The organism is Aeromicrobium wangtongii, assembly GCF_024584515.1.
GTDB lineage: Bacteria > Actinomycetota > Actinomycetes > Propionibacteriales > Nocardioidaceae > Aeromicrobium > Aeromicrobium wangtongii.
In genome coordinates this window covers 274,968-301,899 of record NZ_CP102173.1, presented here as the reverse complement: position 1 = coordinate 301,899, position 26,932 = coordinate 274,968, and the positions used below count along the sequence as shown (strand labels likewise).

The 26,932-nt window shown below is 70.9% G+C and carries 26 protein-coding genes and 1 tRNA gene; 7 read left to right on the top strand and 20 right to left on the bottom strand.

Annotated features, from left to right (window positions below; genetic code table 11):
- Positions 1-5: 5 nt before the first annotated feature.
- Genes NQV15_RS01525 through arsB form a run of 3 tightly spaced genes read right to left on the bottom strand, consistent with a single transcriptional unit; the run spans position 6 to position 2,835 of the window.
- Positions 6-1,343 (bottom strand): NAD(P)-binding domain-containing protein, encoded by a 1,338-nt coding sequence (locus NQV15_RS01525; RefSeq protein ID WP_232403225.1) that lies wholly within the window; start codon positions 1,341-1,343, stop codon positions 6-8.
- Between the two features lie 5 nt (positions 1,344-1,348).
- Entirely contained in the window at positions 1,349-1,765 is a 417-nt protein-coding gene (locus tag NQV15_RS01520; RefSeq protein ID WP_232403224.1) for an arsenate reductase ArsC, read from the bottom strand.
- Positions 1,762-2,835 (bottom strand): ACR3 family arsenite efflux transporter, encoded by a 1,074-nt coding sequence (gene arsB / locus NQV15_RS01515; protein ID WP_257125080.1) that lies wholly within the window; start codon positions 2,833-2,835, stop codon positions 1,762-1,764. Before arsB ends, NQV15_RS01520 begins: the two co-directional genes overlap by 4 nt.
- 82 nt (positions 2,836-2,917) lie before the next feature.
- Between arsB and NQV15_RS01510 the strand changes: the two genes are divergently transcribed.
- A complete protein-coding gene (locus NQV15_RS01510) occupies positions 2,918-3,274 on the top strand; it encodes an ArsR/SmtB family transcription factor (protein ID WP_232403222.1) in 357 nt (118 codons plus the stop codon).
- Here NQV15_RS01510 and NQV15_RS01505 read toward each other — a convergent pair.
- Positions 3,202-3,831 carry a TetR/AcrR family transcriptional regulator gene (locus NQV15_RS01505; RefSeq protein WP_232403213.1) on the bottom strand — a complete coding sequence of 210 codons (630 nt, stop codon included), beginning with the start codon at positions 3,829-3,831 and terminating at the stop codon, positions 3,202-3,204. The two genes, NQV15_RS01510 and NQV15_RS01505, sit on opposite strands and share 73 nt — an antisense overlap.
- Positions 3,832-3,884: 53 nt before the next feature.
- On the opposite strand from NQV15_RS01505, the gene NQV15_RS01500 reads away from it, so the two are divergent.
- On the top strand, positions 3,885-4,601 hold the full coding sequence (locus NQV15_RS01500; protein ID WP_232403211.1) for an MBL fold metallo-hydrolase: 717 nt from the start codon (positions 3,885-3,887) through the stop codon (positions 4,599-4,601).
- Positions 4,602-4,613: 12 nt separating this feature from the next.
- On the opposite strand, the gene NQV15_RS01495 is transcribed toward NQV15_RS01500, so the two are convergent.
- Both NQV15_RS01495 and NQV15_RS01490 read right to left on the bottom strand, forming a co-directional pair.
- Positions 4,614-5,309, bottom strand: a complete 696-nt coding sequence (locus tag NQV15_RS01495; RefSeq protein ID WP_232403203.1) for a GAF and ANTAR domain-containing protein — start codon at positions 5,307-5,309, stop codon at positions 4,614-4,616.
- A gap of 113 nt (positions 5,310-5,422) precedes the next feature.
- Positions 5,423-5,498 (bottom strand) — tRNA-Thr (locus NQV15_RS01490).
- Positions 5,499-5,595: 97 nt separating this feature from the next.
- Between NQV15_RS01490 and NQV15_RS01485 the strand changes: the two genes are divergently transcribed.
- On the top strand, positions 5,596-5,883 hold the full coding sequence (locus tag NQV15_RS01485; protein WP_232403201.1) for a chorismate mutase: 288 nt from the start codon (positions 5,596-5,598) through the stop codon (positions 5,881-5,883).
- 80 nt (positions 5,884-5,963) lie between these two features.
- Here the strand turns inward: NQV15_RS01485 and NQV15_RS01480 are convergent, their stop codons facing one another.
- The 5 genes from NQV15_RS01480 to topA all read right to left on the bottom strand — a co-directional run bounded on the left by NQV15_RS01480 (position 5,964) and on the right by topA (position 14,333).
- A complete protein-coding gene (locus tag NQV15_RS01480; RefSeq protein WP_232403199.1) occupies positions 5,964-7,481 on the bottom strand; it encodes an alpha/beta hydrolase in 1,518 nt (505 codons plus the stop codon).
- Positions 7,478-8,635, bottom strand: coding sequence for a DNA polymerase III subunit delta' (locus NQV15_RS01475; protein ID WP_232403196.1), 1,158 nt, complete (start codon positions 8,633-8,635; stop codon positions 7,478-7,480). The genes NQV15_RS01480 and NQV15_RS01475 overlap by 4 nt, the downstream gene beginning before the upstream one ends.
- Positions 8,632-9,276 (bottom strand): dTMP kinase, encoded by a 645-nt coding sequence (gene tmk / locus NQV15_RS01470; RefSeq protein ID WP_232403194.1) that lies wholly within the window; start codon positions 9,274-9,276, stop codon positions 8,632-8,634. Before tmk ends, NQV15_RS01475 begins: the two co-directional genes overlap by 4 nt.
- A 112-nt stretch (positions 9,277-9,388) precedes the next feature.
- The gene (locus NQV15_RS01465) at positions 9,389-11,488 is read right to left on the bottom strand and encodes a PI-PLC domain-containing protein (protein ID WP_232403193.1); all 2,100 of its coding nucleotides are present in this window, start codon (positions 11,486-11,488) and stop codon (positions 9,389-9,391) included.
- A 64-nt stretch (positions 11,489-11,552) separates the two neighbouring features.
- Positions 11,553-14,333, bottom strand: coding sequence for a type I DNA topoisomerase (gene topA / locus NQV15_RS01460; protein ID WP_232403187.1), 2,781 nt, complete (start codon positions 14,331-14,333; stop codon positions 11,553-11,555).
- A 135-nt stretch (positions 14,334-14,468) separates the two neighbouring features.
- On the opposite strand from topA, the gene NQV15_RS01455 reads away from it, so the two are divergent.
- Positions 14,469-15,680, top strand: a complete 1,212-nt coding sequence (locus tag NQV15_RS01455) for an MFS transporter (protein ID WP_232403186.1) — start codon at positions 14,469-14,471, stop codon at positions 15,678-15,680.
- Positions 15,677-16,168 carry a GNAT family N-acetyltransferase gene (locus NQV15_RS01450; protein ID WP_232403185.1) on the top strand — a complete coding sequence of 164 codons (492 nt, stop codon included), beginning with the start codon at positions 15,677-15,679 and terminating at the stop codon, positions 16,166-16,168. The genes NQV15_RS01455 and NQV15_RS01450 overlap by 4 nt, the downstream gene beginning before the upstream one ends.
- Before the next feature lie 26 nt (positions 16,169-16,194).
- On the opposite strand, the gene NQV15_RS01445 is transcribed toward NQV15_RS01450, so the two are convergent.
- The 3 genes from NQV15_RS01445 to NQV15_RS01435 all read right to left on the bottom strand — a co-directional run bounded on the left by NQV15_RS01445 (position 16,195) and on the right by NQV15_RS01435 (position 20,700).
- Positions 16,195-17,661: a DUF7059 domain-containing protein gene (locus NQV15_RS01445; protein ID WP_232403184.1), complete on the bottom strand. Its 1,467-nt coding sequence runs from the start codon at positions 17,659-17,661 to the stop codon at positions 16,195-16,197.
- A 115-nt stretch (positions 17,662-17,776) separates the two neighbouring features.
- Positions 17,777-20,260 (bottom strand): sodium-translocating pyrophosphatase, encoded by a 2,484-nt coding sequence (locus tag NQV15_RS01440; RefSeq protein WP_232403183.1) that lies wholly within the window; start codon positions 20,258-20,260, stop codon positions 17,777-17,779.
- A 98-nt stretch (positions 20,261-20,358) separates the two neighbouring features.
- Positions 20,359-20,700: an anti-sigma factor antagonist gene (locus NQV15_RS01435; RefSeq protein ID WP_232403182.1), complete on the bottom strand. Its 342-nt coding sequence runs from the start codon at positions 20,698-20,700 to the stop codon at positions 20,359-20,361.
- Between the two features lie 127 nt (positions 20,701-20,827).
- On the opposite strand from NQV15_RS01435, the gene NQV15_RS01430 reads away from it, so the two are divergent.
- Together NQV15_RS01430 and NQV15_RS01425 are read left to right on the top strand one after the other, a co-directional pair.
- The gene (locus NQV15_RS01430; protein WP_232403181.1) at positions 20,828-23,143 is read left to right on the top strand and encodes a DEAD/DEAH box helicase; all 2,316 of its coding nucleotides are present in this window, start codon (positions 20,828-20,830) and stop codon (positions 23,141-23,143) included.
- Between the two features lie 93 nt (positions 23,144-23,236).
- On the top strand, positions 23,237-24,202 hold the full coding sequence (locus NQV15_RS01425) for a class I SAM-dependent methyltransferase (RefSeq protein WP_232403179.1): 966 nt from the start codon (positions 23,237-23,239) through the stop codon (positions 24,200-24,202).
- A 4-nt stretch (positions 24,203-24,206) separates the two neighbouring features.
- Here NQV15_RS01425 and NQV15_RS01420 read toward each other — a convergent pair whose 3' ends face one another.
- From NQV15_RS01420 to NQV15_RS01395, 6 genes are all read right to left on the bottom strand, one after another.
- Entirely contained in the window at positions 24,207-24,557 is a 351-nt protein-coding gene (locus NQV15_RS01420) for an Rv3654c family TadE-like protein (RefSeq protein WP_232403177.1), read from the bottom strand.
- Positions 24,554-24,904: a TadE family type IV pilus minor pilin gene (locus NQV15_RS01415; protein WP_232403175.1), complete on the bottom strand. Its 351-nt coding sequence runs from the start codon at positions 24,902-24,904 to the stop codon at positions 24,554-24,556. The genes NQV15_RS01420 and NQV15_RS01415 overlap by 4 nt, the downstream gene beginning before the upstream one ends.
- Positions 24,901-25,101 (bottom strand): DUF4244 domain-containing protein, encoded by a 201-nt coding sequence (locus tag NQV15_RS01410; RefSeq protein ID WP_232403173.1) that lies wholly within the window; start codon positions 25,099-25,101, stop codon positions 24,901-24,903. Before NQV15_RS01410 ends, NQV15_RS01415 begins: the two co-directional genes overlap by 4 nt.
- Positions 25,102-25,157: 56 nt before the next feature.
- A complete protein-coding gene (locus tag NQV15_RS01405) occupies positions 25,158-25,331 on the bottom strand; it encodes a DUF4244 domain-containing protein (RefSeq protein WP_232403171.1) in 174 nt (57 codons plus the stop codon).
- A gap of 115 nt (positions 25,332-25,446) precedes the next feature.
- Positions 25,447-26,145, bottom strand: a complete 699-nt coding sequence (locus NQV15_RS01400; RefSeq protein ID WP_232403169.1) for a type II secretion system F family protein — start codon at positions 26,143-26,145, stop codon at positions 25,447-25,449.
- Positions 26,142-26,930 carry a type II secretion system F family protein gene (locus NQV15_RS01395; RefSeq protein WP_257125079.1) on the bottom strand — a complete coding sequence of 263 codons (789 nt, stop codon included), beginning with the start codon at positions 26,928-26,930 and terminating at the stop codon, positions 26,142-26,144. The genes NQV15_RS01400 and NQV15_RS01395 overlap by 4 nt, the downstream gene beginning before the upstream one ends.
- Positions 26,931-26,932: the final 2 nt, after the last annotated feature.

Below are 26,932 nucleotides of genomic sequence, written 5' to 3'. Positions count from 1 at the left end.
GTGAGTCAGGATGACTCAGCGGGACGGCCGACCCCGATCGTGAGGCCGAGCGACTGGGGTTCCGGGGCGGCACAGCAGCCGCTGTCGGCTGCGGCTCCGAAGTCGCCGGCGCCTCCGCAGACCCCGGTCTCCGGCAGGACCAGATCGACCTTGGCTGCTGCCTCGTGGTCACCGGCCAGGTGCGCGGCCACCGATCGCACCTGCTCGAATCCCGTGAGCGCGAGGAACGAGGTGGCCCGGCCGTACGACTTCATCCCGACGACGAACAGGTCCCGCTCCGGGTGCGACAGCAGGTCGACCCCGTGCGGCTGCACCGATCCACAGGAGTGGAAGCGCGGGTCGATGTGCGGGGCCAGATCGCGGGGCGCGCCCAGGACAGGGTCGACATCGGTGCGAACCTCACCCAGGAGGCCAAGGTCCGGCCGGAAGCCCGTGAGGGCGATGATCTCGTCGACGGCGTCAACCGACCGGCCGTCGGCGGACTCTACGCGCAGGCGGCCTCCCGACGCGGCCACCGCGACGGCGTGGAAGCCCGTGACCGTCGTGACGGATCCGTCCTCGACCGCGCGCCGCGCGCTGGTGCCGAGGGCTCCCCGCCCGGCCAGCTCGTCGGCGTCCTCGCCGCCGAATGCGGGCTGAACGTCGCCGCGGCGCATCAGCCACGTGATGGTGGTCGACTCGGTCTCGGCCAGCGCGCGCAGGGCGACGATCGCGGTCTTCGCGGACGCGCCGGTGCCGGCGACCACGACGTGCCGCCCGGCGTAACGCGCGCGGGTCCCGGGGTCGGCGAGGTCGGGCACCCGGTAGGAGATCCGGTCGGCGTGCTCGACCTCGCCGGCAGCCGGGACGCCGTCGCTGCCCAGGGGGTTGGTCCCGTGCCAGGTGCCCGAGGCGTCGACGACGGCACGGGCGAGCATCCGCTGCGGCCCGTCCGGGGTCGTGACGTGGACGACGAAGGGGGTCGCGTCGCGGTCGTCGTCGACCAAGAGGTCGCGGCCGGACTTGGTGACCGCGGTGACCCGGTGGGAGCACGAGACGTTGCCGAGGACCGCTGCCAGCGGCTCCAGGTAGCCGGCCACCCAGTCGGCGCCGGTGGGCACCGTGTCGGCGTCCGGCGCGACCCATCCGGCGTCCTCGAGGATGCGGCGGGCGCGGGGGTCGACGAGCTCGGACCAGGGCGAGAACAGCTGCACGTGGCCCCACTGGGCGACGGCGGCGCCGGGGCGCTCACCGGACTCCAGCACGATCGCGTCGACCCCGTAGGTCGCGAGGTTCGCCGCGGCGGCCAGCCCGATCGGGCCGGCGCCGATCACGACGACGGGCAGGTCTGTGGAGTCGGTCATGGTGCTCAGTCCTTCGTGGTGAGGGATCGGATCAGGGTCTCGACGCGTTCGCGGATGTCGTCCCGGACCCGTCGGACGACCTCGATGCCCTGCCCGGCGGGATCGTCGAGCACCCAGTCCTCGTACCGCTTGCCGGGGAAGTACGGGCACGCGTCGCCGCAGCCCATCGTGATGACGACATCGGATGCCTCGACCGCGTCTGCGGTCAGGATCTTGGGGTGCGCGCCGGAGATGTCGATACCGACCTCGCCCATCGCCTCGACGGCGACGGGGTTGACCGCGGCTCCGGGCTGGGAGCCGGCCGACCGGACGTCGATGCGGTCACCCGCCAGCTCGAGCAGGAAGCCTGCGGCCATCTGGGAGCGGCCCGCGTTGTGCACGCACACGAACAGGACGGAGGGTCGGTCGTGGGGCTGGGTCATCGGAGGGACCTCTCGGAACGGGTGAAGGCCGGACGCATCCACAGGGCGACGTAGACCAGGGCGACGAGCACGGGGACCTCGATGAGGGGGCCGATGACGCCGGCCAGCGCCTGGCCGGAGGTGACCCCGAAGGTGCCGATGGCCACCGCGATCGCGAGCTCGAAGTTGTTGCCGGCTGCGGTGAACGCCAGCGTCGTCGATCGTCGGTACCCGAGCGCGAGCAGCCGGCCGGCCCCCATGCCAAGACCGAACATCACGACGAAGTACACCAGCAGCGGCAGCGCGACCCGGACGACGTCCAGAGGGCTGCTGGTGACAGCATCTCCCTGCAGCGCGAACAGGACCACGATCGTGAACAGCAGCCCGTACAGCGCCCACGGCCCGATGCGGGGCAGGAACTTCGCCTCGTACGCCTCGCGGCCCCACCGGCGCTCGCCGACCGTGCGGGTCGCGTAGCCCGCGACGAGCGGGATGCCGAGGAACACCAGCACGCTGACGGTGATGGTGACCACCGAGAACTCGGCGCTGGTCGTGGACAGGCCCAGCCAGCCGGGCAGCACCTGCAGGTAGAACCAGCCGAGCAACCCGAAGGCGAGCACCTGGAAGACGCTGTTGACCGCGACGAGCACCGCTGCGGCCTCCCGGTCGCCGCAGGCCAGGTCGTTCCAGATCAGCACCATGGCGATGCAGCGGGCGAGCCCGACGATGATCAGCCCGGTGCGCAGCTCGGGCAGATCGGGCAGCAGCAGCCACGCCAGCGCGAACATCAACGCGGGGCCGACGACCCAGTTCAGGACGACCGAGGCGGCCAGCAGGCGGCGGTCGGCCAGCACGCGGCGGCTCTCGTCGTAACGGACCTTCGCCAGCACCGGGTACATCATGACCAGCAGGCCCACCGCGATCGGCAGCGAGACCGATCCGATCGTGGCGGCGTCCAGGACGTCGGCGACCCCCGGCCACAGGCGTCCCAGCAGCAGCCCGGCCGCCATCGCGGCCAGGATCCAGACCGGCAGGAAGCGGTCCAGTGTCGAGAGCCGAGCCGGAACGACCTGCTCCTCGTGAGTCGTCACCACGTCATCCCATCGAAGATTGTCAATGGGGCGAGCGTAGCAACCCATCGACGGATGTCAATGAGTGGTCTAGGGTGGCGCCATGGCGACATCCCTGCAGAACGAGCTCAGCGCGTGCTGCGCGCCCCTGGTGTCCGAGGCCATCTCGGCGGCCGATGCCATCGCGCTCGCGGCCAGGTTCAAGGCCCTCGGCGATCCCACCCGCGTACGCCTGTTGTCGATGGTCGCCGCGCACGACGGCGCCGAGGCGTGCGTCTGCGACCTGACCGAGCCGGTCGGCCTCAGCCAGCCCACCGTCAGCCACCACCTCAAGATCCTGGTCGACGCCGGGCTGCTGAGCCGCACCAAGCGCGGCATCTGGAGCTACTACGCGGTCGTCCCCGGATCGCTCGAGGGCCTCGCCGCGACACTGGCCGCCGGGGCGCCCGCCGGCTCCTGACCTCCACCGGTGATCGCATCGGCGATGCGGTCGATCCCGTAGTCGAAGGCCGCGTCGATCTCACCGCCGAGCTGGAACTCGCCTCCCAGCTCCATCGCGATGAAGCCGGTGACCCATGCGGTGACGGTGCGCGCCGCCTCGAGAGCGTGGGCGGGACCGGCGAGCTCGGCCACCACCTCGAACAGCGGGGCGCTCGTGTCGCGCAGCACATCGCGCGACAGGCCCACCCCCTCCCCGCCGGCGGTGAACACCAGGCGGTACGCCGCGGGCCGCGCCCGGGCGAACTCCCGCACCACGACGGCCAGCTCCTCCAGCCGGCCGCGCGGGGCGGCGGGCCCCACCGCTGCGAGCCGGGCACCCAGATCGCCGGCAGCCGCCTGCGCGATCAGGCCGATCAGCTCGTCGCAACTGCTCACCCGCTTGTAGAGCGAGGGCGGACGCACGCCGACACGTTGCGCCACGGCCGCCATGGTCACGGCCGCGAGACCATCGGCGTCCAGGATCGCCTCGCCGGCGGCGACGATCGCGGGCAGGGAGGTGCGGTCAGGGGTAGGCATGAGCCGAGTATAGCTACTGGACATAGCCATGATGGCTATGTATCGTAGCCATCATGGAACTCACCCCGCAGCTTCGCCGCATCGGCAATGACATCGTGGCGGCCCACCTCGTGATCGCCGGCGACGGCATCACCGTGATCGACGCCGGCCTGCCGGGTCACTGGCGTGATCTACAGCGCGAGCTCGCCGCGATCGGACGGACCACCGCCGACATCCGCGGCGTGGTCCTCACCCACGGCGACAGCGACCACATCGGGTTCGCCGAGCGGCTCCGCCGAGAGCGCGGCGTTCCGGTCTTCGTGCACGCGGCCGATGCGGCCCGGGCCCGCGGCGAGGAGTCGACCAAGCCCGCCTGGGGCGGCCTGCGGATCGGTCCGCTGCTGCGCTTCCTGGGCTACTCGGTCCGCAAGGGCGGGATGCGCACGCAGCACGTCCAGCAGGTGCGCGAGATCGCGGACGGCCAGGTGCTCGACCTGCCCGGAGCTCCGGAGATCATCGGGCTGCCCGGCCACTCCCCCGGCAGCATCGCGATCCACGTGCCTGCCGTCGCGGCGGTGTTCGTGGGTGACGGCCTCACGACCGGTCATGTGCTGACCGGCAGCCAGGGACCGCAGCCGGCACCGTTCACCGACGACCCCGCCACCGCCACCGCATCGCTGTCACGCCTCGAGGGCCTGGACGTCGACTGGGTCGTCCCCGGTCACGGCGCTCCGTGGCGCGGCGGCGTCCCCGAGCTGCTGGCGGCCTACCGGGCCGTCGCCGAGGCCTGAGAACACGCCGGGTCAGTCGAACAGATCGGGGTGGATGCCCTTCTTGACGATCTCCTCCGCCACCCGACTCACCTTGACGTTGCGGTGCTGCGAGATGCGAACCATCGCGGCGAAGGCCTGGTCGCCGGAGATCTGCAGCGCCTGCATCAGCATTCCCTCGGCCTGGCCGATCATCGTCCGGTTGACCAGCGCGGAGTCCATGTTCGCCTGGTCCGCCGCAGCCGTCATCGCGACCGCGATGTGAGCGGCGAGTGCGTGCGCGGACACCCTGTCGTCCAGCCCGAACGCCTGCGGCTCGTCGGCGTACAGGTTCAGGCATCCCATGGCGTCAGGACCGACGAACAGCTGCAGGCTCAGGGCGCTGCGGATGCCGAGTGAGGATGCGACCTCCGGAGCCCACCGCGGCCACCGCTCCTCGCTGGAGAGATCGGGCGAGTAGACGGTGTCCTGCTCGCGGATGGACTGCAGGCACGGCCCCTCACCGGTCTCGTACTGCAGCTGATCGGCGCGGACGGCGATGTCGTCGGTCGGCCCCACCGTCGTGATCTTGCCGCGCTTGGACACCAGCGAGATGCCGGCATGGTCGCACCCCTCGACGATCTGCAGGGCGGTCCGGGTCGCAGAATCGTGCGTCTGCGCGACACCGAGCTCATTGCTCAAGGCGCGCGCGATACGGGCGTACTGGTCTCCGGAGTAGTCACGGTGCATCCCACGAGTCTGACAGAGATTCCGGGCCCGGGCGCGCTGCACCCCTCGCCGAACGAGCCGCCGACGCTGCCGCGCCGTTGCCATCCCCATCGCTGCAGGTCACGGACCTGAGGTGGAGCCGCCTGTCGGAATCGAACCGACGACCTTTTCATTACGAGTGAAACGCTCTACCGACTGAGCTAAGGCGGCCAAGGTCCGTACGAGGATCGCCCGCCGAACCGAGAACAAACTGTACCCGGTGATCGCGGCGGTCCTCCACCGGGCCGGTCATCGTAGACTCGCACCCGTGACCGACACCACCCGCGCCGAGCTGGAAGAGATCCGCGCCAGCATCGACAACATCGATGCCGCGCTCATCCACGTGCTCGCTGAGCGCTTCAAGTACACCAAGCGCGTGGGCCGGCTGAAGGCCGAGCACGACCTGCCGCCGGCCGATCCTGAGCGCGAGGAACGTCAGATCACCCGGCTCAAGGCGCTGGCCATCGATGCCGATCTCGACCCGGAGTTCGCCGAGAAGTTCTTGAACTTCATCATCGCCGAGGTCATCCACCACCACGAGAACGCCCGCGCCTGACCCCGTGGACCGATCTTTCGTCCTTTCGGTCGTCCTGGCTGCAGGAACGCAGAAAGATCGGTAGACCCGCCGCCGCGCGATCAGCAGCGGGTGCCGTCCTTGGGGACGGTGCCGTCGGCCAGGTAGCGATCGATCGCCTTGGTGATGCAGGCGTTGCCGGACAGGTAGGCGGTGTGGCCGTCACCGTCGCGGGTCAGCAGCACGGCCGAGTCCAGCTGGGAGGCGAGGGCCTTCGCCGACTCGTAGGGCGTGGCCGGGTCGCGGGTCGTGCCGACCACGACGATGGGCGGCGCGCCCTTGCCGTCGATCTCCGGCAGCGGGCTGGTCGCCTCGATCGGCCAGTCGGAGCAGCCGAGTGCTCCCCAGGCGAGCGCCCGGCCGAACACCGGTGACGCGGCGACGAACCGCGGGATCTGCGCCTCGACATCGGCCTCGGTGAGCCCTTCCGGGGTGTCCAGGCAGTTGACCGCGCTGATGACCTGGCCCTGGTTGGACTCGTAGGTGCCGTCGTCCTGACGGCCGAAGTAGATGTCCGACAGGGCGACCAGGATCTTGCCGTCACCGTTGAACGCCGCCCGGAGGGCCTGCGTCAACGTCGGCCAGGCCTCCTTCTCGTACAGCGTGACGGCGATGCCGTAGAAGGCCAGCCCCTCGGTCAGCTGCCGCTTGCCGTCACCGGGCAGCGGCTTGGCGTCGAGCTGATCCATGAGATCGGCGATCTTGGCGACCCCGGCGTCGGCGTCATCGCCCAGGGGGCAGTCGTCGCGGGCGACGCAGTCCTCGGCATAGGCCTGCAACGCGCGCTGGAAACCCGTGGCCTGGCCGAAGCTGGACTCGACGCTGTCCAGCGTCGGGTCGACCGCGCCGTCCAGCACCATGCGCCCGACGCGATCGGGGAACAGCTCGGCGTAGACCGCCCCGAGCTCGGTGCCGTAGGAGGCACCGAACCAGTCGAGCTTCTTGCGTCCGAGCAGGGCCCGCACGACATCCATGTCACGGGCGGCCTCGACGGTCGACACGTGGGCGGCCAGGTCGCCCGAACCGTCGACACAGGCCTCGCCGAGCTCGGTGAAGCCCTTGCGCTGCGCCGCGATCTCCTGCGCGTCATCGGGGTCCGGGTCGCTGGCGGTGTAGGCGTCGAAGTCCCGGTCTGACAAACAGGTCAGGGGCGTGCTGAGCCCGACACCACGTGGGTCGACACCCACGACATCGGCGTGCTCGCGGACGTCGCCACCCAGCGATCCGGCCATCGTGCCGGCGAAGTCGATCGCCGACCCTCCGGGGCCACCGGGGTTGACGAACACGGAGCGCTTCGACTCCCCCGTGGCCGGGTAGAGGGCCATCCGCACTCTGGTGGTGGGGCCGTCGGGATCGGCGTAGTCGATCGGCACCGTGACCCACGCGCAGTGCGCTCGGCCGCACTCGGACCAGTCCAGGTCCTGGGTGTAGAACTTCTCCAGGCCTTGCGGTGCGGCGGCGTCCAGCGGGGACGGTGCGTCGAAGTCGGCTGCGCGGGTGGCGTAGGCGGCGTAGACCACCAGCCCGAGCAGCAGGGCCACGACCAGTCCGATCAGCAGCGGGGTGCGAGCACGGGTCACCGGCGAAGTCCCATCATCATGCGCTCGAGAGCGAGCAGTGGAGCAGCATTGGCCGTCAGCGCCTGCCGACACTCGACGATGGCATCGATGGCCCCGATCGTCGACTCAGGCGTCCACAGGCGGGCGACCTCAGCGATGTCGTCGGCGACATCGGCGTTGACGAGCTCGGTGCCACCGGCGCACTGCACCGCCAGGACGTCGCGGCAGAACGACAACAGGTCGAGCAGGACACCGTCGATCGCGTCGCGGGTCATGCGGGTGCGCCGACGCTTCTGATCCTTCTCCAGCGTCGAGACCGCCCCGGCGTAGCCCGCAGGACGCCGCCCCCGGTCCTCGACGCCCCAGGCCTGGCGCAGCTCGGCGAGCTCGCGCTCGTCAGCGGCGTCGCAGAACGAGGCGGCACGGGTCGTGGCCTCGTCGCTGACCCGCTGGGCCGCCGACATGCACTCGCCGATCCCGCGAAGAGCCAGCGGGATCGACAGGATCATCTTGCGCCGATCTCGGGCCCCCGCATCCCGGGCCAGCCCGCGGGCCCGACCGATGTGCCCCTGCGAGGCGGCCGCGACGGCGTGCGCCATCGCCGGCTCGATGCCGTCGCGCTCGACCAGCAACCGGGCGATCGCCTCGGTGCCGGGCGTGCGCAGGATGACCGAGCGTGAGCGCGAGCGCAGGGTGATCATGACGTCGTCGGCGGCCGGCGCGCACAGGATCCACACCGTGTGCCGGGACGGCTCCTCGATCGCCTTGAGCAGCGCCGCGGCGGCCTGGTCGGTGAGCCGGTCGGCGTCCTCGACGATCAGCACCTGCCAGCGACCCAGCGCCGGACGCAGCGACGAGGCCCGCACGTACTCGCGGATGCCCTCGACGCCGATCGTGAGGCCCTGGGTCGTGATGAGCGTGATGTCCGGGTGACTGCCGGCCCGCGCCGTCGTGCAGGAGTGGCACTGGCCGCAGCCGCCGAGCTCGCATTGCAGCGCGGTCGCGAAGGCCATCGCCGCATTGGAGCGGCCGGATCCCGGCGGACCCGTGAACAGCCAGGCGTGGGTCATCGACCGGCCGTCACCACCGGCGGACGCGACGGCACTGCGCAGTGTCTCGACGACGGGCTCCTGACCGACCAGCTCGGCCCACACCGATCCGGGTGCCACGGTCACCGGGCACCCACCTGGGTCAACCACGGCTCGACCGCCGCCCGCACGTCGCGGTGGATGTCCTCGGCCGGGCGGCTCGCGTCCAGCACGAGGTAGTGCGCGGGATCGACGGCCGCGAGGTCGAGGAAGTGCTGCCGGACCCGCTGGTGGAACTCCAGCGGCTCGGCCTCGATGCGGTCGGCGCCCTCGAAGCGGGCCAGGCCCACGGCCGGGTCGACGTCGAGCACGATCGTCAGGTTCGGGCGCAGATCTGATGTGGCCCAGCGCGCGACGGCCTCCAGCTCGGCGATGCCGATCTCGCGCCCGGCACCCTGATAGGCCAGCGTCGAGTCGACATATCGATCTGTCAGCACGATGCTGCCGTCGTCCAGCGCCGGCAGGACGACGCGATCGACGTGCTCGGCCTTGTCGGCGGCGTAGATCAGCGCCTCGGTGCGCGGGGACAGCTCGCCGGTGTCATTGGACAGGACGATGCCGCGCAGGATCTTGCCGACCTCGGTGCCTCCGGGCTCGCGGGTCAGCAGCACGGGGTGGCCGAGGCTCTCGAGCCAGTCGACCAGCAGGGCAGCCTGGGTCGACTTGCCCGCGCCCTCACCGCCTTCGAGACAGAGGAACAGCCCGGTCTCGACGAAGAGGGGATCCATGGGGCCGAGCCTAGTCGGCGTGGGGTGAGGGCCGGTCGAGGAGATCGGGGAGGAGGTCCGCGCCATCTGCCCACCCTAGGGCTCGACGCCGACACCGCCACGAACCCAGCGCTCAGGAGACCCCGTTGAGCCGGTCGACGGCACGGAGCAGATCGCCCCGGTCGTAGTAGTCGACGGCCACGAAGTTGGGCCGTCGGCCTCGCTCCGCCTCGCACGTCTTCAACCGGGGCCACAAGACGTCCTCCGCGTTGACCTTCGCGGCGTCGGTGACACGGGAGTCGAAGTTGCTCAGCCAGTGGTTGACGAGGAACAGGGAGGCATCCGCCGGCCCGCGGAACCGCGTGCAGGTGAACTCCGAGGGCCGCCTGAACGAGTAGGGCGTGTCCTGGACCGCCGTGCGCGCGTCGATGAGCCACGGGTCCGCGGACCCGCCGGAGGCGTTCTCGAGCAGGAAGACCACCCGGCGACCCGAGGCGATCATCTCGCCGAGGGTCGGCCACGGCTGCCCCGCGACGGGTGTGTGGACGTACGAGGCCAGGCCCGCGCGCCGGACCAGGGCGGCGGTGTCCTCGGGCGACACCTCGTCCTGCACGAAGAAGGTCACCACCTCGCGCGGGTGGCGGTCCAGCCAGGTCTTGACCTGCACCATCAGCGGCTCCCAGTCCGTCGAGCCGAGCTCGCACAGCGCATGGCAGAGGTACGGGCGGACCGGGCCGGTGGGCGTGAGGTCGAGGGCGTCGCGGATCCGCAACGCGCTCTGCAGCACGCGGGTGCCGTATGTCGCCCGTGCTTCGGCGAGCGCCTTCTTGCGATCGGCGCCCGCATTGGCGATGACGCCCGGACGCTCGGTGCCCTGACCGTTCCAGCTGTCGATCAGCAGCACCCTGATGCCGTCGTCGAGCTGACGAAGGATGCCGTAGGGCTGCTCGGCCAGGAACCATCCGGGCTGGTCGGCCGCCGCCATCGAGTTGTGGGTGCCGGCATAGGAGACCTCGTCGAACCTGCGGTCACAGAGCTCCCGGTGACCGTTGCACGCCGTGCCGTCCGTGGCCGAGAACGCCGGGAGGTCACGACCTGCCGGCCACGCCCCCACCACGAACGCCGCGACGAGTGCCACCGCACCTGCGAGCGCGGCGATCGGCCCGGCCCGGGCGACGAGACCCTGACGATCGCGCCGGACCCGATCGGGGCGTCGCGCGACCCACCACGCGGCGCCGACCCGCAGCAGCGACCGAGCCCCGATCAGCACCAGCGCTGCTCCTGCGATGACGCCCACGAGCGAGAGCACGAGCAGGGGACGCACCACCATGAGACCGCCGACGAGCACCACGGCCCCGCCGCGGAACAGCTCGGTCCGGGGCGTCGAGCCGACCCCTGACAGCGTCCGCCACCCCCGCGAGGCCAATGTCGACGGATCCAGGTCCAGGCCAGGACTCGCCACCAGCCGCATCAGCAGACCGGCCGCGGCGACCACGCCCGCCACGGCCCAGAACGAGCCATCGAGCTCACGCCAGGCCGCAGCGACCAGCGCGTCCCGGATCGAGTCGTCGAGCCGCGACGCCCACCAGCTGGCGACCAGCAGCAGAACCACCAGGACGCCCGCGGCGCCCAGGGCCCCGGTCCCGGTCGCCCGCACGACCCCGCGCCACCCTCGCCGGTCCAGCGCCCCCGCGGCCACGAGCATCAGCAGCCCCAGGACGGGCAGCACCGCCGCGAGCAGGGCCACGTCGTCGGCCGCCTCGATGAGATCGCCGGTGAGCTCCTGCGCACCGATCGACGCGAGCGTCACGTCGAGGTCGGGCGGGATGGCCGCCTCGGTCTGCGGCGCGAGGGTCGTGATCGCCGTGACCAGCAGCGCACCGACGTCGGCGAGTCGCAGGATGACCTGGCCGCCGTCGTCGGACGTCAGGGCATCGTGCAACGGGGCCACCGTCCCGCGGACGACCGGTCCGAGCGCAGGACTGGCGACGAGCGTCGCGGACGCCGACTCCAGCAGCGGCCGCAGTCCGGTGAGGTCCGGCTCCTGCGCCAGGATCCGGTCGGTGACGAGGAGCCCGATCTGGCGGGCCACCTGCGGGTCCTCCCGGATCGCGTCGACGTGCCCGGCGAACCGGCCGCCGTCCAGCACCTGGCGGTTGACGACCCCGGCCACGAGTCCGATCAGGAGCGTGACCGAGCCGAGCACGACAAGGGCACGCGACAGGGTCCTCACGACGGTCCTCCGGTCAGAGACGAAAACGCCCGCCCCCACTGTACGGCGGAGGACCCCCGACCGGTCAGGCCTTCTTGGCGGCCGCCTCGGTCGTCGCCTTCTTGGCCGTCGTCTTCTTCGCGGCGGCCTTCTTGGTCGTCGTCGTCTTCTTGGCGGCGGCCTTCTTCGTCGCCGCCTTCTTGGCCGGAGCCTTCTTGGCCGGAGCCTTCTTGGCGGTCGTCTTCTTCGTGGCCTTCTTGGCGGTCTTCTTGCCGCCCTTCTTGGCCGGGCCCTTGGCACGACGCTCGGCCAGCAGCTCGAAGGCCCGCTCGGGCGTCAACGTCTCCAGCGAGTCGTCCTTGCGCAGCGTCGCGTTGTACTCGCCGTCGGTGACGTACATGCCGAAGCGGCCGTCCTTCGCGACGACCGGGGCGCCGCTGACCGGGTCGTTGCCGAGCTCCTTCAGCGGAGCCGCGGCTGCCTTGCGGCCATAGGTCTTGGGCTGGGCGTAGATGGCCCGCACCTCGTCCTCGGTGATCGTCAGCAGCTGCTCCTCGCTGTCCAGCGAGCGCGAGTCGGTGCCCTTCTTCAGGTAGGGCCCGTAGCGGCCGTTCTGCGCCGTGACCTCCACGCCGTCCTCGATGTAGACGACCCGCGGCAGCGTCAGCAGCTGCACGGCCTGGTCGAGCGTGATGGAGTCCAGGTCCATGTTCTTGAACAGGCTCGCGGTGCGCGGCTTGTCGGTCTTCTTGGCGTCCTCGGGCAGCGCCTCGGTGACGTACGGGCCGAACCGGCCGTTCTTGGCCGTGATCATCAGCCCGGTCTCGGGGTGCTTGCCGAGCTCCTTCTCCAGGCCGGCCGGCGTGGCGAGCAGCTCCTTGGCCTTGTCGAGGGTCAGCTCGTCCGGCGGCAGGTCGTCGGGCACGTTGGCCCGCGTCGGGACCTTCTTGCCGTCCTCGCCCTCCGTGAACGGGGGGCCCTCGACGTACGGTCCGTAGCGGCCGACCCGCAGGTCGATGTCCTCGCCGAGGGGGAACGTCGCCAAACCGCGTGCGTCGATGTCCGGCAGGTTCTCGATCAGGCGCTTGAGGCCCGTGTCGCTCTCGCCGGAGCCGGTCCAGAAGCCCGTGAGGACGTTGAGGCGGTCCTCGCGGCCGTTCGCGACCTCGTCGAGGACGTCCTCGAGCTCGGCGGTGAAGTTGTAGTCGATCAGCCGCGGGAAGTGCTGCTCCATGAGCCGGATGACGCTGAACGCGATCCAGGCCGGCACCAGCGCGGTGCCCTTCTTGTACACGTAGCCGCGGTTCTGGATCGTGCCGACGATCGACGCGTACGTCGACGGACGGCCGATCTCCCGGGTCTCGAGCTCGCTGATGAGCGACGCCTCGGTGAATCGCGACGGCGGCTTGGTCTCGTGACCGGCCTTGCCGAGCTCGGCGGCGGTGACGGTCTGCCCCTCGGACAGATTCGGCAGCTTGGTCTGCTGGTCGTCGCCCTGGGCCTCCGCGTCGTCGCTGGACTCCACATAGGCCTTGAGGAAGCCGTAGAACGTGATGGTGCGGCCCGAGGAGCTGAAGACGACGTCCTCGCCGGTCGTGGCGGTCGTGCCGATGCGGATCGAGACCGAGTTGCCCTTGGCGTCATTCATCTGCGAGGCGATCGTGCGCTTCCAGATCAGCTCGTACAGGCGCAGCTCGTCGCCGCTGAGGCCGGTCTGCTGCGGCGTCTTGAACGCCTCACCCGCGGGACGGATGGCCTCGTGGGCCTCCTGCGCGTTCTTGACCTTGCTGGCGTAGACGCGCGGCTTCTCGGGCAGGTACTCCTTGCCGTACAGCTCCAGCACCTGGGCGCGGGCGCCCTCCAGCGCGGTCTGCGACAGCGTCGTGGAGTCGGTGCGCATGTACGTGATGTGCCCGTTCTCGTACAGCCGCTGGGCGACCTGCATCGTGCGGGCGGCGCCGAAGCCGAACTTGCGCGATGCCTCCTGTTGCAGCGTCGTGGTGCGGAACGGCGCGTACGGGCGGCGCGTGTAGGGCTTCTCCTCGACCGAGCGGACCGTGAACGGCTGGTCGGTCAGCGCGTCGGCGAGCGCGCCGGCCTGTGCCTCGTCCAGGTGGGCGACCTTGTCGGACGTCAACGCGCCCGTGTTGTCGAAGTTGCTGCCCGAGGCGATGCGCTTGCCGTCGAGGCTGAACAGCTTGGCCGGGAACTGCTGGGGGTCGAAGCCCTCGCCGGCGTCGAACGTGGCCTCGAGGTCCCAGTAGGACGCGACGTGGAACGCCATCCGCTCACGTTCGCGCTCGACGACCAGGCGGGTCGCGACGGACTGCACGCGGCCGGCGGACAGGCCGCTCATGACCTTCTTCCACAGGACCGGGCTGACCTCGTAGCCGTACAGGCGGTCCAGGATGCGGCGGGCCTCCTGCGCGTCGACCAGGTCCATGTCGATGTCACGGGGGTGGGCGATCGCGTGCTGGATCGCGTCCTTGGTGATCTCGTTGAAGACGATGCGCTTGACCGGCACCTTCGGCTTGAGCTCGTCGAACAGGTGCCACGCGATGGCCTCGCCCTCGCGGTCCTCATCGGTTGCCAGGACGAGCTCGTCGGCATCCTTAAGGAGCTTCTTGAGCTTGGCCATCTGCGACTTCTTGTCGGCGGAGACGACATAGATCGGCTCGAACTCCGAGTCGATGTTGACCCCGAGGCGCGCCCAGGACTCGCCCTTGAAGGCGGCCGGCACCTCGTCGGCGCCGCGCGGGAGATCGCGGATGTGGCCCACGGAGGCGTCCACGACATAGCCGTCCCCGAGGTAGCCCGCGATGCTGCGAACCTTGTTGGGGGACTCGACGATGACGAGACTGGTCACTGGGCAACTCCTGAATTGGTCAGACGGTGATGACCGTAGCGCGTGCTGTCAAGACAGATCCCACCGCCGTGTCCCAAGCACCGGAGCGGCGCTCGGCGGTTCTTCGTGTCCGTGGCGGGTGAAACAATGGAACCCGTGGGTTTCTCCGGGTATGCGCAGCTGTGGTCCGATCGGCGGCTCCGCGCACTGTTCGTCGCCGCCTTCTTCGCCCGCATCCCGGCGCTGGCCGCGCCCTTGGTCCTGACGCTGTACGTCGTGGAGGAGCTCGGCGGCGACTACAAGCAGGCCGGCCTCATCGCCGCGGCCACGACCGTCGGCGCCGGCGTCGGGTCGCCCTGGCGCGGGCGCCTGATCGACCGCCTCGGCATCCGCCGGGCCATCGTGCCGTCGATCGTCATGATCGGTCTGCTCTATCCCGTGGCGACGGTGGCGACGTATGCGTGGTTGATCCCGGTCTCCTTCCTCATGGGGCTGTTCCTGATCCCGATCTTCTCGATCGTGCGGTTGGCGCTGAGCGTCATGGTCACCGAGCGCCAGCGCCGCACCGCGTTCTCGGCCGACTCGATCGTCGCCGAGGCGAGCTTCATCATCGGTCCGGCCGTGGGTGCACTCTTGGTGACCCAGGTCAGTGCTGCGGCCGCGCTGTACGCGATCGGGGCCTGCGAGGTGATCGCGGGCCTGATCTTCTGGGTGCTGGACCCGCCGACCCGATCGGTGACAGCCGTCGACGCCGAGGAGCCGGAGACGACCCCCGTCGCGACCTCGTTCGTGTCGGCACCCTTGGTGTTCCTCTTCCTCCTGTCCGGTGGCGCGATGGCGGCCCTGTTCGGCACCGACCTGGGGGTCGTCGCCGAGCTGCGCGAGCTTGACGAGGTCAGCTCGGTCGGCATCGCGTACGGCGCGTGGGGCCTGTCGTCGCTGGTCGGCGGACTGGTCTACGGATCGTTGAGCCGCTCCATCCGGCCCACGTACCTGCTGCTCGCGCTGGGGCTGGCCACGATCCCGGTCGGCCTGGCCGACGGCGTGTGGTCGCTGTCGTTGCTCGTCATCCCGGCCGGGCTGCTGTGCGCCCCGACGATGACTGCGGCCTCCGAGTGGATCGCCAAGCTCGTCCCGGAGGCGCGTCGTGGCGAGGCCATGGGCTGGCAGGGCACCGCCTACACGGTCGGTGGGGCGGTCTCCTCCCCTGTCATCGGCGCAGGCATCGACGGCGTCGGCGCCTGGGGCGGCTTCGTGATCGGCGGTGCCATCGCGACAGCGATCGCGTGCGTGGCCCTGTTCGCGCAGATGGTGCCCCGCTGGCGTCCCAGCCCCGAGCTGGCCTCGATCGACGGGGTGCGGCGATGACGATCCGGGACGCCGTGCCGTCCGATGCCGCCGATCTGCTCGTGATCCACAACGAGGCGGTCCGCGACACGACGGCGATCTGGGACGAGAGCGAGGTCGACCTCGCCGACCGCAGCGCCTGGCTCGAGGGACGCCTGTCGGCAGGCTTCCCCGTCCTGGTAGCCGAGGTCGAGGGGGTCGTGGCGGGTTATGCCTCGTACGGGCCGTGGCGACCCAAGTCGGGCTACCGGCACACCGTCGAGAACTCGCTGTACGTCCGGTCGACGCACCAGGGCCGGGGTCTGGCGTCAGTCCTGATCGACGCACTGATCGTCCGGGCGCGCGAGGCGCAGCTGCACCGCATGGTCGCCATGATCGAGTCGACCAACACGCTCTCGATCGAGCTCCACGCGCGCCGGGGGTTCCGGACCGTCGGCGAGCTGACGCAGGTCGGTCAGAAGTTCGGCCGCTGGCTCGATCTGACGATCATGCAGCTCGACCTCGACTGACCGGGCTCAGCGCACGACCCCGCCGGCTAGATGAGGAAACCCTCCTCGACGAGCTCGCGGACGACCGGCGCGTAGGTCCGGCGCAGCTCACCGGCGTCCCGGCCGAGCAGCGAGGCCAGTGCGTCCAGGATCTGACCCGAGGTCAGGTCGCCGTCGCTCGCGCCGACCAGCCCTGCCTCGACCGTGTCGACCTGGCGGGTACGCCGGACGCCGTGCTGCAGGCGGATCACGATGCTCTCGGGATCGTCGGCACCGGCCGCGCCACGCGTCTCCTGGACCAGGTCGATCGCCTGCCGGAAGGTGACGTCCAGCAGGGCGTCGTCCCCGAACCCGCGCAGACGGTCGATCCGATCGCCCCAGGCGGCGATGCCCGGACCGACGGGCGGGGCGATCTCGCCGGTCCACTCCTCGATGCGGTGCACCGGCGTCTGCGTGGTCCTGCGCAGGCTGAGCCAGCCGAAGCCGATGGCCTCGATGCGCTCGCTCTCGAACCAGTCGAGCCACGCGTCGTAGCGCTGGACGTAGTCGGGTGCGGTCGCGAGCCCGGCGTCGGCCAGCCACATCTCGACATAGGCCGGCGGGTCGACCAGCTCGCGCTGCAGGATCCACGCGTCCAGCGGACGGTCCTGGAGCCACTGGCCCAGCTCGTCCTCCCACGCGGTGCCCTCGCGGTGCGCCCAGTTGGCCAGGATCTGGCACCAGCCCCCGTCGGTGAGGTGCGTCTCGGCGTTCTCGACCAGGTGGCGCACGACGCTGTCCCCGGGCATCCCGGAGTCGCGGTACACCAGCACCTGGCTGCCGGGGGGCGAGATGACGAACGGCGGATTGGTCGCGATGAGGTCGAACCGCTCGCCGGCCACGGGCTCGAACAGGCTGCCGTCGCGGACGTCGACGTCCAGCTCGTTGAGCCGGGCGGTCAGGTGGGCCATCGCGAGGGCGCGCGGGTTGACGTCGGTGGCGACCACCTCGCGCGCGTGCTGCGCCAGGTGGAGGGCCTGCACCCCGCACCCGGTGCCGATGTCCAGCGCGCGACCGACCGGTTCGCGGATGGTGAGCTGAGCCAGGGACGACGACGCCTCGCTGATGCCCAGGACATAGGACGGATCCATGGGCGCCTGGCGGCCGTCCAGGCCCGGCGTCGGGTCGCACACGATCCACCAGTCGTGGTCCTCGTCGCCGTACGGCCGGATGTCGACCAGCGCGCGGACCTCGCCGCCGGATGCCACGACCATGCCGGCCTCGGCGAGGGCGTCGACCAGGCCCGGCAGCGCCGCATCCGCCTCGTCACGCGCCACGGGGACCTGCAGCGCGAACAGGCGCACCAAGGTCGCCAGGACTCCCCCGCCGCGCGTCGCACGGAGTGCCGGGACGCTCTGGTTGCGACCCAGAGCGCGGTGCGCCTCGTCACCGATCAGGGCGTACACCGCGTCGACGGTGAAGTCGGCGCGCCCGAGGGCGGAGCGGAGGGCCGGGACGAAACGGGAGGGCAGCATGCCCCCACCCTTTCAGATCTGCGAGTGGCGCAGACCCACCCCCGAGTGGCGCAGACCGGGACGACACGCCGTCTCAAAAGGTCCGATCTGCGCCACTCGCGGAATCTGGGCGGGGTCAGGTGGCGGGGACCGACTTGTCGGGGTCGGGGCTCATGTTGTGGACGCCCGTTCCGTTGCCGCCGGTGCCGCCGGTGCCGTCGTTGTCGATGCTCCCGGTCTCGAACGTGATCGGGCGGCGCTTGGACGCGTAGACCGCGGCCGCGATGATGACGACGGCGACGCCGGCAATCGTGTAGCGGATGACGTCGCTGGCGTCCTCGCCGTACGAGTACCGGATGATCAGCGGGACGATCAGCAGCGACACCAGGTTCATGACCTTGAGCAGCGGGTTGATCGCCGGGCCGGCGGTGTCCTTGAACGGATCGCCGACCGTGTCGCCGATGATGGTCGCCTCGTGGGCGAGCGATCCCTTGCCGCCGTGGTTGCCGTCCTCGACCAGCTTCTTGGCGTTGTCCCACGCGCCACCGGAGTTGGCCAGGAACACCGCCATCAACAGACCCGTGCCGATCGCACCGGCGAGATAGGCGCCCAGGGGGCCGACGCCGAGGCCGAAACCGACCGCGATCGGGGCGAAGATGGCCAGGATGCCGGGGGTGGCCAGCTCACGCAGCGAGTCACGCGTGCAGATGTCGACGACCTTGCCGTACTCGGGACGCCCGGTTCCCTCCATGATCCCGGGGATGTCGCGGAACTGGCGGCGAACTTCGTAGACGACCGCACCGGCGGCCCGGCCGACCGCGTTGATGGCCAGGCCGGTGAACAAGAACACGACCGCGGAGCCGATGATCAGCCCGACCAGCAGGCTGGGATCGCCGACGTTCAGCACGCCGCGCAGCGAGTCGACCTCGCCGGACGTGATGTCCCTGGCGAAGTCCTGGAACTCCGCGATGCCGGCCTGGGACTGGATGTCGAACGACCGCAGGACCTTGGAGAACTCCTCCTTGATGGCATCCGAGAACGAGCCGAACAACGCCGTCGCGGCCAGCACGGCCGTCGCGATCGCGATGCCCTTGGTGATGGCCTTGGTGGTGTTGCCGACGGCGTCCAGCTCGGTGAGGATCTGCGCGCCCGACTCGTCGACGTCGCCGGACATCTCCGCGATGCCCTGTGCGTTGTCGCTGACCGGTCCGAAGGTGTCCATCGCGACGATCACACCAACGGTCGTGAGCAGCCCGCAGCCCGCCAGGGCCACCGCGAACAGCGAGACCACGATCGATCCGCTGCCCAGCAGGAAGGCGCCGAACACGGCCGCCGAGATGACCAGGGCGGTGTAGACGGCCGACTCGAAGCCGACCGACAGCCCGGACAGGATGACGGTGGCCGCGCCGGTCAGCGAGGTCTTGCCCACATCCTTGACCGGACGGGTCTCGGTGCCGGTGAAGTAGCCGGTCAGGGCCAGGATGACCGCAGCCAGGACGATGCCGATCAGGACCGCGACGATCGCGATGACCCGGGGATCGCCGTCCAGCGCGGCGGTGTCGGTGGTGGAGAAGAATTGCGTGACCAGCTCGTTCTCCTCACCGGCCGCGGCGAAGTCGAGCTGGTCGAACGACGACGGCAGGTAGAACCAGGCCGCGACCGAGGAGACGATCGCCGAGATGAGCGCCGAGATGTAGAAGGAGCGGTTGATCGTGGTCAGTCCGCCCTCCCCCGCACGGGGGCGGGTCAGGTAGACGCCGAGGAGCGCGGTCACGGCGCCGATGGCCGGGACGATGAGCGGGAACACCAGGCCCTGCTCGCCGAACGCGACCGATCCCAGGATCAGGGCGGCGACCAGGGTCACGGCGTAGGACTCGAACAGGTCGGCCGCCATGCCGGCGCAGTCGCCCACGTTGTCGCCCACGTTGTCGGCGATCGTCGCGGCGTTGCGCGGATCGTCCTCGGGGATGTTCTGCTCGACCTTGCCCACCAGGTCGGCGCCCACATCGGCGGCCTTGGTGAAGATGCCGCCGCCGACGCGCATGAACATCGCCAGCAACGCGGCGCCGAAGCCGAAGCCCTCGAGGACCGACGGGGCGTCACCCTGGTAGATCAGGACGACCGCGGCGGCGCCGAGCAGGCCCAGACCCACCGTCAGCATGCCGACGTGCCCGCCGGTGCGGAAGGCGATGCGCATCGCGTCCTCGCGTCCGGCCTCCTGGGCGGCCGCGGCCACACGCAGGTTCGCCCGGGTCGCCAGCCACATGCCCAGATATCCGATCGCGGCCGAGAAGCCGGCACCCAGCAGGAAGAACACCGACCGGCCGATGCGGATGTCGGCGTCACCCGGCAGCAGGAACAGCAGGGCGAACGCCAGGATCGCGAACACCGCCAAGGTCTTGAACATGCGCCCGAGGTAGGCAGAGGCCCCCTCCTGGACCGCGAACGCGATCTCCTGCATCCTCTCGGTGCCCTCGGACGCCTTGAGTACCTCGGCGCGGAAGACCGCGGCCATGATCAGTGCCAGGAGACCGATGCCCGCCACGACAGCCACGATGATCGTGTTGTCGTTGGACAGGTCGATGTCTCCGGCAGCCGCAACGAGAGTCGCGTTCGCCATGAAAATCCTCCAGAGAGCAGGTCAGGGACTGCAGCGGGCTGGCGGGCAGACCGCGTGACGCACGTTACATGGAGGAACTGCGGAAAATCGACACAAAGTTACGGCTGTGCCGTACGAGCCTCTTCGACCGATGCGTGAAGACCGAACACCTTGTCCAGGCCCGTGATCTGGAAGATCTTGAGAATGCGCTCCTGCGTGCAGACGATGTCCAGCGATCCGCCGTCGGCCCGCACCCGCTTGAGGGCGCCCACGAGGACGCCCAGACCGGTGGAGTCCAGGAAGTCGACCTTGCGGACGTCGACGATCAGCCGGATGTGGCCCGCATCGACGGCGGCCACGATGGCTTCGCGGAGGCGGGGCGCCGTGTAGACGTCGATCTCGCCGCCGACCTCGATGATCTCGAAGTCACCATCCGTGCGGGCCGTCAGTGCCAGCTCCATCAACGATCTCCCTTGTGCTCACGCAAAACCCGTACGGGGCTGCATTCAATCATGCATCACCACGGCGGGCCCGCCGTCGGGAGACGCGGGCGGGCGCCGCTGACCTGTGCTCTGGGAGAATCAGGGGGTGGACCCCGCCGATCTCGTGCTGCGCTACGGCGACCGGGTGACCCACGTCGAGCAGGTTCCCGCCCGCGAGGCCGTCGTCGAGCCGTGGCCGGACTGGATCGACCCGGACGTCCGGGCCATGTACGCAGCTGAGGGCATCGAGACCCTGTGGGGCCACCAGGCCGAGGCGCTGCACCACGTGCACGCCGGTCGGCACACCGTCATCTCGACCGGTACGGCCTCGGGCAAGTCACTGGTGTTCCAGGCCCCTGCCCTGACCGGCTTGGCCGCCGGACGCACCGGCAGCGCGCTGCGCGGCAATCGCCGCCCGACCGTGCTGTACCTCGCGCCGACCAAGGCCCTCGCCGCCGACCAGCTGCGCCGCCTCGCAGGGGCCTCGGCCTTCGCGCGTCCGGCGACCGTCGACGGGGACAACTCGCGGGAGGAACGCGCCTGGGCCCGCGACCACGCGAACTACCTGCTCACCAATCCCGACACGCTGCACCACTCGATCCTCCCGGCACACGCCCGCTGGGCCCGGGTGCTGGGTGGGCTCACCCATGTCGTGATCGACGAGTGCCACCACTACCGCGGCGTGTTCGGCGCCCACGTCGCGCACGTCCTGCGGCGGCTGCGTCGCATCTGCGCGCACTACGGGGCCGACCCGACGTTCGTGCTGTCGTCGGCGACCGTCGCCGAGCCGGAGGTGTTCGCGGGACGGCTGACCGGGCTGGACGTGGTGCCCGTGACCGACGACGCCTCCCCGCACGCCGCCCGCACGATCGCACTGTGGGAGCCGCCGATCCTTCCGGGGCTCGATCCGGAGTCGGCCACCGTGGTGCGACGCTCGGCCACCTCGGAGGCCGGCGAGCTGCTGACCGACCTGGTGATCGGCAAGGTCCGGACGATCGCCTTCGTCCGGTCGCGTCGTGGCGCCGAGACCGTCGCGGCGACGGCACAGCGGCGACTGGCCGAGGTCGACCCGGAGCTGGTGGGGCGTGTCGCCACCTACCGCGGCGGCTACCTGCCCGAGGAGCGCCGCGACCTGGAGCACCGGCTGCGGAGCGGAGACCTGCTGGGGCTGGCCAGCACCAACGCCCTCGAGCTGGGCATCGACGTCGCCGGCCTCGACGCCGTCATCACGGTCGGCTTTCCCGGCACCCGGGCCGCCCTGCAGCAGCAGTTCGGCCGGGCCGGACGGGCGGGACGCGACTCGATCGGGATCCTGGTCGCGCGCGACGAGCCGATCGACACCTATCTGGTGCACCATCCCGAGGCCCTGCTCGGCACGGCGGTCGAGGCATCCGTGTTCGACCCGGACAATCCCTACGTCCTCGGCCCCCACCTGGCGGCTGCGGCCCAGGAGCTGCCCCTCACCGAGGAGGACTTCTCGATGTTCGGCCCCCGAGCGGCCGAGGGGGTCGAGGCGCTGGAGGCGGCCGGCTGGTTGCGCAAGCGGCAGGCCGGATGGTTCTGGACCAAGCGTGAGCGCGCCAGCGACCTGGCCGACATCCGCTCCAGCGGTGGCGCCCCCGTCCAGATCGTCGATGCCTCGACCGGGCGGCTCATCGGGACGGTCGACGCCGGATCGGCGGACTCGACGGTGCACGAGGGAGCCGTCTACGTGCACCAGGGCGATGTGCACGTCGTGGACGAGTACGACGTCGAGCACGGGGTCGCGATGGTGCACCGGGACAACCCCGAGTACTCCACGTCGGCGCGGTCCATCACCGAGATCGCGATCACCGAGACGGAGCGCACCGAGCAGTGGGGCGCCGCCGCGATGTCGTTCGGCTCCGTCGAGGTCGTCAACCAGGTCGTGGCATACCTCATGCGCAGCACGACCGGCGGCGGGATCCTCGGCGAGGAGCTGCTCGACCTGCCGGCACGGTCGCTGCTGACCAAGGCCGTCTGGTGGACGCTGTCGCCCGAGGTCGTCGCGGCGACGATGGGCACCGAGGACGTCCCCGGTTCGGCCCACGCCGCCGAGCACGCGGCCATCGGCCTGCTGCCGCTGCTGGCCACGTGCGACCGCTGGGACATCGGCGGCGTGTCGACCGCCCTGCACCCCGACACCGGGACGCTGACCGTCTTCGTCTACGACGGATATCCCGGCGGAGCCGGCTTCGCCGAGCGGGGCTACGAGCTCGCCGCCACGTGGCTGCGGGTCACGCGCGATGCGATCGCGGCGTGCGCATGCCCCGACGGCTGCCCGTCGTGCGTGTACTCGCCCAAGTGCGGCAACGGCAACGAGCCGCTCGACAAGGCCGGCGCAATCCGCCTGCTGGACGCCTTCCTGGCCGACGCTCCGTCGACGCCGCCACCGGCGCGCTAGCGACGCGCATGCCGCGAGGAGGTTGCCGGGGCGTCCCCCGTGCACCATTCTGATCGGGGTAGCCGCCCCCGACCAGGAGACGCAATTGTGACGATGGACGAGCGTTCGCGAAGGATCATCGAGCTGACCGACCTCGATCACGGGCCGGGGCTGGAGATCGCTCCCCTCCACAACCCGATCATGCGCAAGTCGGACTGGGACGTCAGCTATGTCGACATCCTCCCCACCGAGGAGCTCGTGGCCCACTACGCCGGCGACCCGAACATCCCCGGGGATGACATCGCGCCGGTCGACTTCCCACTGACCGGCCCCGACGGCACCATCCGTCCGCTGTCGGAAGCCGCGAAGGCCAACGCGCCGTACTCGTGGGTCCTGGCGTCCCACGTCATCGAGCACGTCCCGGACCTGATCACCTGGCTCGACGACATCGCGACGCTGCTGCGCGACGACGGCGCGCTGGTGCTCGCCGTGCCGGACACTCGCTACTCCTTCGACGCCTACCGGCCCCAGACGACCGTCGGGCAGATGCTGCAGGCCCACCACCAGCAGGATCTGATCCCCAGCGTCCGCGCCGTGTACGACTACCTGCGCTCCGCCTCGACCATCACGGCCGCCGAGGCGTGGGCCGACAAGAGACCCGGCCTCGCCGGGTCCAGACAACATGGCCTGCCCCTCGTCATGGCCGGGGTCGAGCAGGCCAAGGCCGGCCGGTACGTCGACTCACATGTCTGGACGTTCCGCCCGCTCACCCTGATCCAGCAGATCAACGAGCTGGGCGAGCTGGGCCTGTGCGAGTTCATCGTCGAAAAGGTCCAGAACACGCGTCCCAACGAGCTGGAGTTCTACGCCGTCCTGCGTCGGCTGCCGCGCGATCGCAGCCCCGAACGGGACAAAGAGCTGCGCGCGAAGGGCAAGAAGCACACCAACGACTCCCCCGACCGGTTCCGCACTCTGCAGACCCCCGCGAAGGGCTTCACGGTCAGCGATCGCGAGCGCCGGCTCATCGAGCGCAAACGGGCCGCGGTTCGGGCCGCCCGGCGCGTCCTGCGGCGCGGCTGAGCCGTCACCGCGCCACATAGGACTCCGGCGCCGCGCGGGCCCGTTGCTCGGTGGCCCAGCGGCCGCCCCACCAGGGCGGGCTCGTGGCCCGGGCGGTGACCGTCGCGACGTCGTAGTCCATGCGGCACCGGGTCAGCTCCGCCCCGTTGCGGCGGGCAATGGACCGTGCGACGCGGCAACCGTCCCGGCCCTCGACGCTGGCCTGGGACGCGGCCAGGGCCGCCAGGTCGGCCGCCGCCGCGACCCGGTGCCGCATCCGCACCAGGCCTGCTCCCTGGACGACGACCAGCGCCACCACGACCAGCAGGATCGAGAGCGTCACGGCGTGGACGGCCATCGCGCCGCGGTCCCTCATGGGATCTCCGCAGCAGCCACCGAGGTGGACTGCATCGGACGCGAACCGACCCCCGAGAAGAACGGGATCGGCAGCTGCGACCTCGTCGCCACGGTCACCGTCACCACCCCGTCGCGTGTCGTGACGTCGACGGTCGCGCGTCCGGGAGCGTGTCGCTTGGCCATGGCCTCGGCCGCGTGCTGCGACTCCCCGCGGGCCACCATGCGGGCGGACTCCCGCGACGCATCGGCGAGGCGGACCTGGGTGAGCCCGAGCGACACGACCCACAGCAGGGCGAACGCCAGAGCGATCGCGAAGGGCATGACCGTCATCAGCTCGGCCGTGACCATGCCGCGCTCGCGCCTCATCGCAGCCTGATCCGCGGGATGGGCACCCCGTCGAGGAAGTTGTGCCATCTGAGGGCCCGCACGAAGATCTCGGTGACACGCTCGAACCAGTAGCCGTCGGCCACGAGCTCGTGGAGCACGAGCGCGAGGGTGCAGGCGCCGATCGTGCCCACCGCGTACTCGGCGGTCGTCGTTCCCTCATCGTCTTGTTGGGTCATGGAAGATCCTTCCGGAGAGCGGGCCGGGGCGGCGCCACCGCACCGCCCCGGAGTGGTCAGAACGGCAGGATCCCGGGGATCTTGTCGAACAGGTCCCGGACCAGGTCTCCGAACCACTCGGACTGGCCGATCTTGACCAGCACACCGCCGATCGTGCAGGCGCCCAGCGTGCCGACGGCGTACTCCGAGGTCGACATGCCCGACTCGTCGCGGTTGAACAGCTTCTTCATGGATCGTCCCTTCATGGGTGGATGTGTCGACCAGAAGATGGGGAACCGGACGCCGGTTCTGCGATCGACGACCAAGGGCTGGGGACAGTCCGACCGCGGCCACCCGGTGTGGACATCACCAGGACAGCGAGCTGAAGGTCGCCACGATCGTGGGGACGATGCCGATCAGGAAGAACGCCGGCAGGAAGCACAGCCCCAAGGGCGCGGCCGTCCGCACGCCGACGCGCTGGCTGCGCTCGCGCTGCCGGGCGGCTCGCTCGCGCCGCAGCTCGTCGGCGACGCCCCTGACGATCTCGGCCACCGGCATGCCCGACGCCATGGCCCGCCGGAACGCTCGCCCGACGGGCGCCAGTCCCGGGTCGTGCGCCATCGTGCGCCAGACGGACTCCGGATCGGCCGCCAGCGCGAGACGGCCGGCCACGACGGCGAGCTCGGCTCCCAGCGGCTCGCGGGTCGCCTCGGCGGCGAGGGTGAATGCCGTGACAGGTGGCCGGCCCACCAGGAGCGCGGCGACCACCAGGTCGAGGGCGCCGGGCAGGTCCGCCTCGATGCGGGCCGCTCGCCGGCGCGCCGCCGTCGACTCCAGACGCCCGACGGCCCGGTACGTGAGTGGCACGAGGACCAGCCCGACCACGATCCCCCACGCCGGCCCGAGCACGACCACCGCCGCCACCGGGACGAGTGCCGCGGCCACGACTGCCGGCTCGGCCCGGCGCGACACGGCAGGGGCCAGCAGGACACGTCGGGCCCGCGGCCTGGCCGACGGCGGCACCGCACACCAGGCCGCCAGCGCGGCGAGCAGCGCTGCGCTCACGGCGGCTGCGCGGCGGAGGCCGCGATGTGCTCGATCCAGGCGATCCCCGCACAGGCCAAGGCGCACCCGGCGGCGAGGCACAGGACCCCGATCCAGGTCGACGTGAGCACCGCGACCGGATCTCCGCCCATGCCCGAGCCCAGCATCAGCCCCAGGACCGGGAGCGCGGCCATGAGACGGCCGGTGGCGCGGGCCGGCGCAACCCCGGACTCGATCTCGCGGGCGATCTCGCGATCGATCCGGGCGGACTGCTCCAACCGGTCCAGGACCGTGGCCAGGGGCGCTCCCGAACGGTCGGCCACCTGCCAGGCGCCGGCCAGGTCGCGCAGCAGGCCACGACCGGGCTCGGTGGCCGCCTCGCGCAGGACGGCCGGCACGTCGCCACCCAGCTCCGCGGCACGCGCCGCGGCGGCCACGACCTCGAAGTCCCCGGCCAGTCCCGTCAGCATCCGCTGTGGCAGCACCCCGGCGCGCAGCTCGGCCGCCATCAGGCCCACCAGCTCGATGCTCTCGCTGCGGAGCCGGGCCATGCGGTCGCGCCGACGTGACCGGCCCAGCTGACCCGCGCCGAACCAGATGACGCCCGCGGCCGTCGCGGCCAGCACCACCCGCGGCCCCGACACCGCCGGGAGCAGGGGCAGGGCGGATGCGGCGATCGCCGTGGCCGCCAACATCGCCCACCCCCTCGGGATCTGCGCGCGACCTCCCAGGCGGCGGCGCAGCCGCCAGCTGCCCGACGGCCACCGCAGGAGGACCGCCGTCGCGGTCAGCAGTGCTGCGGCCACGC

Coding starts and splice junctions, on each gene's coding strand:
- NQV15_RS01525 (WP_232403225.1), bottom strand. CDS start 1,343: ATGACCGACTCCACAGACCTGCCCGTCGTCGTGATCGGCGCCGGCCCG.
- NQV15_RS01520 (WP_232403224.1), bottom strand. CDS start 1,765: ATGACCCAGCCCCACGACCGACCCTCCGTCCTGTTCGTGTGCGTGCAC.
- NQV15_RS01510 (WP_232403222.1), top strand. CDS start 2,918: ATGGCGACATCCCTGCAGAACGAGCTCAGCGCGTGCTGCGCGCCCCTG.
- NQV15_RS01505 (WP_232403213.1), bottom strand. CDS start 3,831: ATGCCTACCCCTGACCGCACCTCCCTGCCCGCGATCGTCGCCGCCGGC.
- NQV15_RS01500 (WP_232403211.1), top strand. CDS start 3,885: ATGGAACTCACCCCGCAGCTTCGCCGCATCGGCAATGACATCGTGGCG.
- NQV15_RS01495 (WP_232403203.1), bottom strand. CDS start 5,309: ATGCACCGTGACTACTCCGGAGACCAGTACGCCCGTATCGCGCGCGCC.
- tmk (WP_232403194.1), bottom strand. CDS start 9,276: ATGGATCCCCTCTTCGTCGAGACCGGGCTGTTCCTCTGTCTCGAAGGC.
- NQV15_RS01450 (WP_232403185.1), top strand. CDS start 15,677: ATGACGATCCGGGACGCCGTGCCGTCCGATGCCGCCGATCTGCTCGTG.
- NQV15_RS01445 (WP_232403184.1), bottom strand. CDS start 17,661: ATGCTGCCCTCCCGTTTCGTCCCGGCCCTCCGCTCCGCCCTCGGGCGC.
- NQV15_RS01440 (WP_232403183.1), bottom strand. CDS start 20,260: ATGGCGAACGCGACTCTCGTTGCGGCTGCCGGAGACATCGACCTGTCC.
- NQV15_RS01435 (WP_232403182.1), bottom strand. CDS start 20,700: ATGGAGCTGGCACTGACGGCCCGCACGGATGGTGACTTCGAGATCATC.
- NQV15_RS01425 (WP_232403179.1), top strand. CDS start 23,237: ATGGACGAGCGTTCGCGAAGGATCATCGAGCTGACCGACCTCGATCAC.
- NQV15_RS01420 (WP_232403177.1), bottom strand. CDS start 24,557: ATGAGGGACCGCGGCGCGATGGCCGTCCACGCCGTGACGCTCTCGATC.
- NQV15_RS01415 (WP_232403175.1), bottom strand. CDS start 24,904: ATGAGGCGCGAGCGCGGCATGGTCACGGCCGAGCTGATGACGGTCATG.
- NQV15_RS01410 (WP_232403173.1), bottom strand. CDS start 25,101: ATGACCCAACAAGACGATGAGGGAACGACGACCGCCGAGTACGCGGTG.
- NQV15_RS01405 (WP_232403171.1), bottom strand. CDS start 25,331: ATGAAGAAGCTGTTCAACCGCGACGAGTCGGGCATGTCGACCTCGGAG.